Here is a 10,572-nt window from a genome sequence, read left to right as displayed (position 1 = left end):
CAGTTGCAGGCGGGTGATGATGTCGGCCGGGGTCTTCATCCTTTCATCTCACAGCGGCAGGCCCGTCGCCTTGTCGAAGAGATGGATGTTGCGCGGGTCGACGCTCACTGGCAGCCGGTCACCCGGCTTCACCTGCAGCCGGTCGCGGAACACGGCGCGTACCGTGTCGTCGCCGATCGAGCCATAGACATGGGTCTCTGAGCCGGTCGGCTCGACCACGTCGACGTCGATGGCGATGGCATCGTCACGCGCGCCGATGATGAAATGCTCGGGGCGGATGCCCGCCTCGACCGTGTCGCCGCCGGACGCTGTCTTGCCGGCAAGCGCCAGCCGGCCGCCGCCTTTGGTCTCGAACCAGGACTTGGCATCGGCGGTCTTCAGCGCGCCGGAAACAAAACTCATCGACGGCGAGCCGATGAAGCCGGCGACGAACTTGTTGGCCGGCCGGTCGTAGAGTTCGAGCGGCTGTCCGACCTGTTGGATGCGGCCACGATCCATCACGACGATGCGGTCGGCCATGGTCATGGCCTCGATCTGGTCGTGGGTGACGTAGACGATGGTCGATTTCAGCCGCTGGTGCAGCGCCTTGATCTCGGTGCGCATCTGCACGCGCAACTGCGCGTCGAGATTGGAGAGCGGCTCATCGAACAGAAAGACGGAGGGCTCACGCACGATGGCGCGGCCCATGGCGACGCGCTGACGCTGGCCGCCGGACAACTGCCTGGGATAGCGGTCGAGATAGGAGAAGAGGTTGAGCACGCCGGACGCTTTCTTCACCTTGTCGTCGATCGCGGCACGCGTCTCGCCGCGGATCTTCGGGCCGAAGCCGATATTGTCGGCGGCCCTCAGATGCGGGAACAGGGCATAGGACTGGAAGACCATGGCGATGTTGCGCTTCTGCGGCGGCAGGTCGTTGGCACGGGTGCCGCCGATCACGAGATCACCGGAGGAGATCGTCTCCAGCCCGGCCAGCATGCGCAGGAGCGTGGACTTACCGCAGCCGGACGGACCAACCAGCACGACGAACTCGCCGCTTTTGATCTCGAGGTTGATGTCCTCGAGGATTTTATGCTGGCCGAAGGATTTCGACAGGTTGCGAAACTGGACATCGGTCATGGTCACGCTCCCAAAATGTCATCAATGAAAGGCAGGTAGCCGGCTGTCAGTCCGGCGTCCACCGGCACCACGGCGCCCGTTATGCCGGATGCGCGGTCGGAAGCAAGGAAAGCCACGGCCTCGGCCACTTCCGACGCATTCACGATGCGGCCGAGCGGATAGAGCCGCTTCAGCCGGCCGAGGATCTCGGGATCCTTAGCCAGGCGATGATCCCAGGCGGCGGTGCGGATCGAGCCAGGGCAGACGACGTTGGCGCGCACGCCGCTGCGGCCAAGTTCGACGGCGATCGACTTGGCGTAAGCGTTGATGCCGGCCTTGGCGGCGGCATAGGCCGGATTGCCGAAATGCGCGATGGCGTTGACCGAGGAGATGAAGACGACGCTGCCCGAGCCGCGCGCGGCCATCGCCTTGACCAGCGGATCGGCGAAACTCATCACGCCGGCGAGGTTGAGGTCGAGCTCCTGTTCCATTCTGTCCGGCGTCAACGCTTTCAGCGTCTCGGCGCGCGTCCAGCCGGCATTGTTGACAAGGATATCCGGCACGCCGTCCTTGTCGAGCAGGCTTGAGATCGCCGCTTCGATCGAGGTGCGGTCGAGCAGGTTGAAAACGTGGCACGAGGCGATGTACGGGCTGGTCAGCGCCTCGGCCGACTGGTCGCAGCCGACGATGCGGCCGCCGCGCTCGGCCATCAGCGCCACGATCGCCGAGCCAAGACCGCCGCCGGCGCCGGTGACGACAATTGTCTTGCCCTCGAAATCGCCTTGCGACACCACGATCAGTGCTCCTCGCCACTTCCGACAGGGAGAGAACGCTACCCAACCAAATGTAATTAAGCAACATGATAAACTGCTTGCTTCCCCGAAAACCATCGATAATGTAGGAAAGTAACATAAATCCTGTGCCAACCGGCCAGGCGCGAATGCGCATTATGGGAGGAGATCGGATGAGCCTTGCGAAATGGACTGTCGGCCTGTTGGCCGGAATGAGCATGCTGGCGCTTGCCGCGCCGGCCGATGCGGGCGAGGTGCGCGTCACCGTCGCCGAATACAGCGCCAAGACTGGCCCCTATTTCGAAGAGGTGAAGAAGGAGTTCGAGGCGGCCAATCCCGGCATTACCATCAAATATGAAGTGGTGCCGTGGGACGTGCTCCTACAGAAGCTGACCACCGACATCACTGCCGGCACCAATGCCGATCTGTCGATCATCGGGACGCGCTGGCTGATCGACTTCGTGCAGCAAGACGTCGCCGAGCCGCTCGACAGCTACATCAAGCCCGAGTTCAAGGACCGCTTCATAGATACCTTCCTGCAGCCCTCGATCATGAACGGCCATACCTATGGCCTGCCGATCGCCGCCTCGGCGCGTGCCATGTATTACAACAAGGAGCTGTTCGAGAAGGCCGGCATAGCCAAGCCGCCGGCAACCTGGACCGAGTTGCAGGAGGACGCGCGCAAGATCAAGGCGGTCGGCGCCTTCGGCTACGGCCTGCAAGGCAAGGAGATCGAGACGGACGTCTATTACTACTACGCGATGTGGTCATTCGGCACCGAGATCCTCAACAAGGACGGCACGTCGGGCCTGAGCACGCCGGGGGCGCTTGAAGCGGCCAAGCTTTACAAGTCGATGATCGACGAGGGCCTGACCGAGCCTGGCGTGACCTCCAACAACCGCGAGGACGTGCAGAACCTGTTCAAGCAGGGCAAGGTCGGCATGATGATCACCGCGCCATTCCTCTCCAACCAGATCAAGGAAGAGGCGCCGAGCCTGAAATACGGCGTCGCCGCCATTCCGGCCGGGCCGACCGGCGCGCGCGGCACCTATGGCGTCACCGATTCCATAATCATGTTCAAGAACTCCAAGAACAAGGACGAGGCCTGGAAGCTGCTCGACTTCCTGTTCACCAAGGAGCAGCGCGCCAAGTTCACGCAAGGCGAAGGCTTCCTGCCCGTGAACAAGGAAGAGGCGAAGATGGACTATTACGTCAACAACGCCGACCTCGCCGCCTTCACCGCGCTGTTGCCCGACGCTCGCTTCGCGCCGGTCATCCCGGGCTGGGAAGAAATCGCCCAGATCACTTCCGACGCCATGCAGAAGATCTATCTCGGCAGCGCCGAGCCGGAGGCCGCTTTGAAGGAGGCGGCAGACAAGGCCAACGGCGTACTGAAGAAATAGGGCGTATCTCCCTGCGCCCGTGGCGCGCCCCACCCCGTCGGGGCGCGCCACATCTCTCCGGCTTGGCAATCGCAGGAAAACGGGCGCGGTTTTCTGTCGGATTGCGGAAGAACGACCGGGCAATCGGTTCAGACAAGGACAATCATCGATGTCGGCTCAAACGCCGGCGAGGAATGCAAATCCTGAAGCAATTGCCCAGGAAGAACGACAGCCAAGCCGGCAGGCCAGCGAAATTCCAATGCGGGGACCGTGCCTTGAGCACCAATGCCACTGCCATCTACCCGCAACGCGGTGCAAGCCAGCCGATGCAAAGCCGTGTCGTGCCCTATCTGCTGACGCTTCCCAGCCTTTTGCTGGCGGCGGTGGTGATCTTCTGGCCCGTCTGGGATCTCGTGCAGATCTCGACGCATGACGTGACTCGCTTTGGCCAGCTGCGCGACTTCAGCGGCCTGGCCAATTTCCGGGCGCTTGCTGCCGATCCCGATTTTGTCGCCGCCCTGTGGCGCACCGGCCTATGGACCGTGCTGGTGGTCGGCGGGGCGCTGCTCTTGTCGATCCCGGTGGCGATCATCCTCAATACCGACTTCTACGGCCGTGGGCTGGCCCGCGTCATCATCATGCTGCCCTGGGCGGTGTCGCTCACCATGACGGCGGTGGTATGGCGCTGGGCGCTCAACGGCGAAAGCGGCATGCTGAACTCGGGGCTGATGAAGCTCGGCCTGATCAGCCAGAACATCCAGTGGCTGGCGAGCGCCGAGACCGCCTTCCCGATGCAGGTGCTGATCGGCATTCTGGTGACGGTGCCGTTCACCACCACGATCTTCCTCGGCGGCCTGTCGTCGATCCCCGACGATCTCTACGAAGCCGCGGCGCTGGAGGGCGCGACCCCCTTACAGCAGTTCCGCGAGATCACCTTTCCGCTCCTAAAACCGTTCATCAACATCGCGATCGTGCTCAACACGATCTACGTCTTCAACTCCTTCCCGATCATCTGGGTGATGACTCAAGGGGGACCGGCGAACTCCACCGACATATTGGTCACCCATCTCTACAAGCTCGCCTTCCGCATCGGCAAGCTGGGCGAGGCTTCGGCGGTGTCGCTGGTGATGTTCGTCATCCTGCTCATCTTCACCATGATCTATGTGCGGCTCGCCATGCGGGAGCAACGCGCATGAGAAACGGCAAGCTGAAACGCTCGATCATCGCCTGGCTGCTGCTTGCGCCATTGATCGTGGTGACGATCTTCCCCTTCGCGGTGATGTTCCTCACTGCGGTCAAGCCGCGGACCGAAGTGCTGACGCCAACATGGTGGCCGAGCGAATTCCGCTGGTCGAATTTTGCCGATATGTGGGTGGCGACCGGTTTCGGCCAGGCGCTTCTCAATTCGCTCTATGTCTCGGCGCTCGCCACGATCGGCGCCATCCTGATCTCGGTGCCGGCGGCCTATGCCATGTCGCGCTTCCGCTTTGCCGGTTATGGCGCCTTCCGCCAGTTCCTGCTGATCTCGCAGATGATCTCGCCGATCGTGCTGGTGCTTGGCCTGTTCAGGCTGATGGCCGCCTGGGGGCTGGTCGAGAGCACGACGGCACTCGGCTTCATCTACATGGCCTTCAACGTCGCCTTCACCGTCTGGATGCTGCAGAGCTATTTCGACACCATTCCGCGCGACCTCGAGGAGGCGGCCTGGATGGAGGGAGCCGGCCGCTGGCTGACGCTGCGAAAAGTGTTCCTGCCGCTTTGCCTGCCGGCAATCGCTGTGACGGCGATCTTCACCTTCATCAACGCCTGGAACGAGTTCGTCGTGGCGCTCACCATGTTGCGCAGCCAGGAAAGCTACACGTTGCCGATCCAGGTTTTCTCGCTGGTCGCCGGCCGCTACACGATCGAATGGCACCACGTCATGGCGGCCACGCTGCTGGCGACGCTGCCGGTGGCGATCCTCTTCATCTGGCTCCAGCGCTACCTGGTCCGCGGGCTGGCATTAGGAGCGGTGAAATAGCAATCCCGGCAATTCCAGGAAAACTGTGGAGCGGTTTTCCGTCCGGAATTGCCAAAAACAAATAGTCCACGGAGTTTTGATGCGCATCTTCACCGCCTCCCTGGCGACGGAAACCAACACCTTCTCGCCGGTGCCGACCGACCGGGCCTCGTTCGAGATGGCCTTCTATGCCGGACCGGGAAAACATCCGGAGACGCCGACGCTGTGCTCCTCGCCGATCGTGGCGCTGCGCCGGCGCGCGACGAGCGAAGGCCTGACCGTCATCGAAGGCACCGCCACCTGGGCGGAGCCCGGTGGGCTGGTGCAGCGGCAGGCTTTTGAGGCGCTGCGCGACGAGATCCTCGACCAGCTCAATGCCGCCCTGCCGGTCGATGCGGTGATCCTCGGCCTGCACGGCGCGATGGTGGCGCAGGGTTATGACGACTGCGAGGGCGACCTGCTGGAGCGTGTGCGCGCTATCGTCGGGCCGAAGGTGGTGATCGCCTCGGAATTCGATCCGCACAGCCATCTGACGCCCAAGCGCGTCGCGGCCTCCGACATCATGGCCTATTTCCTCGAATTCCCGCACACCGATTTCTACGAGCGCGGCGAGCATGTGGTCGAGCTCGGCCTTGCCGCGGCGCGGGGCGAAATCAAGCCGGTGATCTCGACCTTCGACTGCCGCATGATCCAGGTGCTGCCGACCAGCCGCGAGCCGATGCGCTCCTTCGTCGACAAGATCAAAGCGCTGCACGGCAAGGACGGCGTGCTGTCGGTCTCGGTCATCCACGGTTTCATGGCCGCCGACGTGCCGGAAATGGGCACGCGAATCCTGGTCATCACCGACAACGACAAGGAAAAGGGCGAGAAGCTTGCCGAGACGCTGGGACGCGAGCTCTATGCGCTGCGCGAAAAGACGGCGATGACGATGCTCTCCGCCTCCGCCGGCATCGAGCGGGCGCTTGCCGTGCGTGCGGCACAGAAGGACAAGCCGGTCGTGATCGCCGATATCTGGGACAATCCGGGCGGCGGCGTGCCGGGCGACGGCACCATCGTGCTCTCCGAATTGTTAGCGCGCGGGATCGACAGGGTCGGCGTCGCCACGATCTGGGATCCGATCGCGGTGACCTTCTGCCAGGCCGCCGGCGAGGGCGCCGTCATCGACCTGCGCTTCGGCGGCAAGGCCGGGCCGCAGGCGGGCGAGCCGATCGACGCACGCGTCACGGTGCTCAAGGCCGTCAGCGAGGGCTGGCAAAGCTTCGGGCCGAGCCGGGTGACGCTCGGGCCGGCTGCGGTGGTTCGCATCGAGGGCACCGAGGTCGACGTCATCCTCAACACCAACCGCACCCAGACCTTCGAGCCGGACATCTTCTCCAATATCGGCGTCGATCCGATGTCGAAGGACATCCTGCTGATCAAGTCGACCAACCATTTCTACGCCGGCTTCGCGCCGATCGCCGCCGAGGTCATCTATGTCGCGGCGCCGAGTTCTTATCCCAGCAATCCGGCGGTGACGGATTACAGGAAGCTGACGAGGCCGATATGGCCGAGGGTGAAGGATCCGTGGAAGGATGAGGCTCCTCCTTCTCCCCCTGTGGGAGAAGGTGTCGCCGCAGGCGACGGACAAGCGACTATCTGAGGTGTCAAGTTGCATTTGCGAACTCGGTTCGCGCGTCGCGTGCTTTTGCATTGAGAATGACGAGCAGCTTTCTGGCGAGAGCGATGCGGATGACCATCTTTTCCTTTCCAGCGGCCTGCAACCGGTGCTGGAAGGCGGCCAGGTGCGGATCGTATTTGGCAACGATGCGGGCAACGAGGAAGAGCACGCCCCTGGGCCCGGCGCGACCGCCACGCACCGGTCTTCGGCCGCTGCGCTTACCGCTGTCATTGGCGATCGGCGCCAAGCCGGCCAGCTTGGCGATGGCCTTGTTGGACAGGATGCCGATCTCGGGCAATTCGGCCATCAGGCGAGCAACGCTGCGCGAGGCGATCCCTTTGAGCGAGCGAAAGGCGCGGTCAAGGCATGCCCACAACGGATCGTCGTCGATCAGCGAGGCGATCTCGCCCTCGAGCCTGCGGCTCTGGCGCACGAGCAACGCGATGACCTCATCGAGGCTGGCGATGGTTTCGGTGTCGGCGGCAGCACTCTTGCGCTGCTTCTGGATGGTGAGATCGCCGGTGACCTGACCGAGCCGTGCCACCAAGGCCTTGAGCCGCTGCTGGGCCGGGCTCGGCGGCAGAGTCGGCTGTACGCGCTTGGCCTGCGCGTAGCCGGCGATCATGGCGGCATCGATCCCATCGGTCTTTTCCAGGAAGCCCATCGCCTCTGCAAAACGGCGCACGCTGCGCGCATTGACGAGAGCGCAAGGCAGGCTCAGATCCCACAGCAGCAGCAAGGCCAGCCGCTCGTAGCCGCCGCTGGCCTCCATGACGGCAAGCTCGACGCCATGGCCCTGACACCAAGCGGCCAGATCGGTGATGCCTGCCGCATCGTTACGGAAGCGGCCTGCCGCCCCGTTCGGCTCGAGATGGGCATCGAGCCATTCTTTCGAAACGTCCACTCCACAGATGGTCTTGTCCACGGTAACCTGCCTTGTGCGTGCGATTGGAGCCAAGCGACTATTCGGTCGTACGTGACGGAGGCGAAGATCCCTGGCTCATCCACGGTTGTGACCGCAGGGGTGTCGGGCGACTTCGCCAAGCCTCGAATCGGATGGCCGTCCGGTTCGAGGCTCAGTCGCTCTTCTCGCACAAAGTCTCCTCCGCGCAGATACAAGGGGTGCTCCAAGGAATGCTGACGTCTCACTCCGCTGGAACACCCCTCATCCGTCTCGGCGCTCCGCGCCGATCCACCTTCTCCCACATGGGGAGAAGGGAGGGGCGCGCTACACCAACCCTCTTTTCACCATCATCGCCTCGGGCGAAGGCATTTTCCCACGGAAGGCCGTGTAAAGCTCTTCCGGGTCTTTGGAGCCGCCGGCGGCGTAGATGTTCTTCCTCAGCCGCTCGGCAAGGTCCGGGTTGAAGGGATCGCCTGTTTCCTCGAAGGCGGAAAAGGCGTCGGCGTCCAGCACCTCCGACCACATGTAGGAATAGTAGCCGGCTGAATACCCCTCGCCGGCGAAGATATGCCCGAAATGCGGGGTGCGGTGACGCATGGCGATGGTGTTGGGCATATGCAGCTTTTCCAGCGTTTCAGCCTCGAACGGAAGCGGCTCGGCCGGCGCGTCCGGCCTTGCGTGATAAGCCATGTCGATCAGCGCCGAGGCGGTGAACTCGACCGTGGCGAAGCCGGCGCCGAAGGTGCGTGCGGCGAGCATCTTGTCGAGCAGGTCCTTCGGCATCGGCTTGCCGGTCTTGACGTGCAGCGCATGCTTTTCCAGCACCGCCGGCACCGTCAGCCAATGCTCATAGAGCTGCGAGGGCAGTTCGACGAAGTCGCGGCTGACCGAGGTGCCGGAGACCGACGGCCAAGTGACGTCGGTCAGCATGCCGTGCAGCGCATGGCCGAATTCGTGAAACAGCGTCTTTGCTTCGTCGACGGAGAGAAGGGCCTGCTCGCCGGCCGGCGGCTTGGCGAAGTTCATGATGTTGTAGATGACGGGCTTCGCGCCTTTCCCAAGCTTGTAGCCGGATTTCAGCGCGCTCATCCAGGCGCCGGAGCGTTTCGAGGGCCGCGCGAAGTAATCCGCCAGAAACAGGCCGCGCTCGCTGCCGTCCGCGTTCTTGACCACGAAGACGCGCGCGTCGGGATGCCAGGCGGCAATGCCCTTCTTCTCCTCGAAGCTGACGCCGAACAGCTTGGTCGCGACATCGAAGCAGGCGTCGATGATGCGCTCAAGCTGCAGGTAGGGCTTCAGCTCGGCTTCGTCGAAAGCGAATTTCTCCGTGCGCAGCTTCTCCTGGTAGAAGCGCCAGTCCCATGCCGCGAATTTGTCGTTGCTGCCGGCTTCGGTGGCCAGCCGCTCCAACTCCTTCTGATCGGCGGCCGCTTTTTCCAGCGCCTTTTCCCAGACCGGATCGAGCAAGTTGTGCACCGCCTTCGGCGTCTTCGCCATCGTGTCGTCGAGCTTAAGCGCCGCGAAAGACTCATAGCCGAGCAGCTTCGCCTTCTCGGCGCGCAGCTTCAGCATGTCGCGCACCACATCGGTATTGTCGCTGGCGCCGCCATTCTGGCCGCGCATGATGAAGGCGCGGAAGGCGATCTCGCGCAGGTCGCGGCGCTCCGAGAAGGTCGAGAACGGCTCGTAGATCGAGCGCGACAGCGTCACCGCATAGCGACCTTTCTGGCCACGCATCTCGGCCGCCTCGGCCATCGAGCTCTTCAAGAAATCCGGGAGGCCGACGAGGTCAGCCTCGTCGAGGAACAGCGCCCAGTCGCGTTCGTCGGCCAGCACATTCTGGCCGAATTTGGTGCCGAGCGAGGAGAGTTCCTCGTTGATTTCCGCCAGCCGCTTCTTGCCTTCCGCATCGAGCTTCGCACCGGAGCGGACGAAGCCTTTCCAGGTCTTTTCCAGCACACGCAACGTCTCGGGATCGAGGCTCAGCCTGTCGCGGCGCTGGTAGAGGTCGTCGATGCGGGCAAACAGCTTCTCGTTCATCGAGATCGCGGAGAAGTGCCGCGACATCTTGGGCGAAATCTCGCGCTCCAGCTGCTGGATGGTGTCGTTGGTGTAGGCGCCGGCCCGACACCAGAAGATCGACGAGACATGGTCGAGCGGCTCGCCGGCGACCTCAAGTGCAGCCAGCGTGTTTTCGATCGTTGCCGCCTCGCTGTTGCCGGCGATCGCGTCGATCTCAGCCTGGTGCGCTGCTAGCGCCGCGTCGAATACCGGCCCGAAATCATTGTCGCCGATGCGGGTGAAATCGGGCAGGCCGAGCGGGCCTTGCCAAAGCGTCAGCGGATGGGCGGCGAGGTCGACGGTCTTTGACATGGGCAAATCCATAGGCGCTTTTGGTGGGGCTGAATGGAGGCGGGTTATCCCGATGTAGGGCGGTGCTCGGCACCGCGCAACAACAGGATCAGTAGGCGCTGCAGTCCTGCGCGACCGCCGTCTGAGTGCTGGCGGTGATGCGGCCGCCGACGACGGTGAAGGTCTCGCGCATCAGCGTGTCGTTCTCGGGGAAATCGTAGCAGGCGAGCACCGTGGTCTCGCCCTTTTCGCTCTTCTCGATGCGATGGCGGATGGCGGCGCCGGCAACCGCGCCTTGCCATTCGTCGATCGAAGCGAGGAATTCCTGCTTGTCCTGGACGACGCCGACATCGTCGAGCTTCATGTGCACCTCTTCAGAAAGCAATTCGGAC

Annotated in this window: 9 protein-coding genes; 4 read left to right on the top strand and 5 right to left on the bottom strand. The window is 63.3% G+C overall.

Annotated elements, in window-relative coordinates; genetic code table 11:
* Positions 1–48: 48 nt before the first annotated feature.
* Together ugpC and EOA60_RS06410 are read right to left on the bottom strand one after the other, a co-directional pair.
* Positions 49–1,116, bottom strand: coding sequence for a sn-glycerol-3-phosphate ABC transporter ATP-binding protein UgpC (ugpC, locus tag EOA60_RS06415; protein WP_095782651.1), 1,068 nt, complete (start codon positions 1,114–1,116; stop codon positions 49–51).
* A 2-nt stretch (positions 1,117–1,118) separates the two neighbouring features.
* On the bottom strand, positions 1,119–1,889 hold the full coding sequence (locus EOA60_RS06410; protein WP_164748186.1) for an SDR family oxidoreductase: 771 nt from the start codon (positions 1,887–1,889) through the stop codon (positions 1,119–1,121).
* Between the two features lie 170 nt (positions 1,890–2,059).
* Here EOA60_RS06410 and EOA60_RS06405 point away from each other — a divergent pair, with 170 nt between their 5' ends.
* The 4 genes from EOA60_RS06405 (at position 2,060) to EOA60_RS06390 (ending at position 6,906) form a co-directional block, all read left to right on the top strand.
* The gene (locus EOA60_RS06405) at positions 2,060–3,289 is read left to right on the top strand and encodes a sugar ABC transporter substrate-binding protein (RefSeq protein ID WP_067002159.1); all 1,230 of its coding nucleotides are present in this window, start codon (positions 2,060–2,062) and stop codon (positions 3,287–3,289) included.
* Between the two features lie 305 nt (positions 3,290–3,594).
* Positions 3,595–4,464, top strand: a complete 870-nt coding sequence (locus EOA60_RS06400; RefSeq protein ID WP_095826270.1) for a sugar ABC transporter permease — start codon at positions 3,595–3,597, stop codon at positions 4,462–4,464.
* Positions 4,461–5,288: a carbohydrate ABC transporter permease gene (locus EOA60_RS06395; RefSeq protein ID WP_067001418.1), complete on the top strand. Its 828-nt coding sequence runs from the start codon at positions 4,461–4,463 to the stop codon at positions 5,286–5,288. The genes EOA60_RS06400 and EOA60_RS06395 overlap by 4 nt, the downstream gene beginning before the upstream one ends.
* 79 nt (positions 5,289–5,367) lie before the next feature.
* On the top strand, positions 5,368–6,906 hold the full coding sequence (locus EOA60_RS06390) for a M81 family metallopeptidase (protein WP_127334909.1): 1,539 nt from the start codon (positions 5,368–5,370) through the stop codon (positions 6,904–6,906).
* Positions 6,907–6,910: 4 nt separating this feature from the next.
* On the opposite strand, the gene EOA60_RS06385 is transcribed toward EOA60_RS06390, so the two are convergent.
* The 3 genes from EOA60_RS06385 to EOA60_RS06375 all read right to left on the bottom strand — a co-directional run.
* A complete protein-coding gene (locus EOA60_RS06385; RefSeq protein WP_095826496.1) occupies positions 6,911–7,849 on the bottom strand; it encodes an IS110 family transposase in 939 nt (312 codons plus the stop codon).
* A gap of 303 nt (positions 7,850–8,152) precedes the next feature.
* The gene (locus EOA60_RS06380) at positions 8,153–10,207 is read right to left on the bottom strand and encodes a M3 family metallopeptidase (RefSeq protein ID WP_095824204.1); all 2,055 of its coding nucleotides are present in this window, start codon (positions 10,205–10,207) and stop codon (positions 8,153–8,155) included.
* An 82-nt stretch (positions 10,208–10,289) separates the two neighbouring features.
* Positions 10,290–10,572: nuclear transport factor 2 family protein (locus EOA60_RS06375; protein WP_206628101.1), on the bottom strand; the 283-nt coding region annotated here is incomplete at its 5' end.

Source organism: Mesorhizobium sp. M1A.F.Ca.IN.020.06.1.1 (genome assembly GCF_004023265.1).
Taxonomy (GTDB): Bacteria; Pseudomonadota; Alphaproteobacteria; order Rhizobiales; family Rhizobiaceae; genus Mesorhizobium.
This window is presented reverse-complemented; position numbering and strand designations above follow the sequence as displayed.

Coding starts and splice junctions, on each gene's coding strand:
- EOA60_RS06400 (WP_095826270.1), top strand. CDS start 3,595: ATGCAAAGCCGTGTCGTGCCCTATCTGCTGACGCTTCCCAGCCTTTTG.
- EOA60_RS06390 (WP_127334909.1), top strand. CDS start 5,368: ATGCGCATCTTCACCGCCTCCCTGGCGACGGAAACCAACACCTTCTCG.
- EOA60_RS06395 (WP_067001418.1), top strand. CDS start 4,461: ATGAGAAACGGCAAGCTGAAACGCTCGATCATCGCCTGGCTGCTGCTT.
- ugpC (WP_095782651.1), bottom strand. CDS start 1,116: ATGACCGATGTCCAGTTTCGCAACCTGTCGAAATCCTTCGGCCAGCAT.
- EOA60_RS06405 (WP_067002159.1), top strand. CDS start 2,060: ATGAGCCTTGCGAAATGGACTGTCGGCCTGTTGGCCGGAATGAGCATG.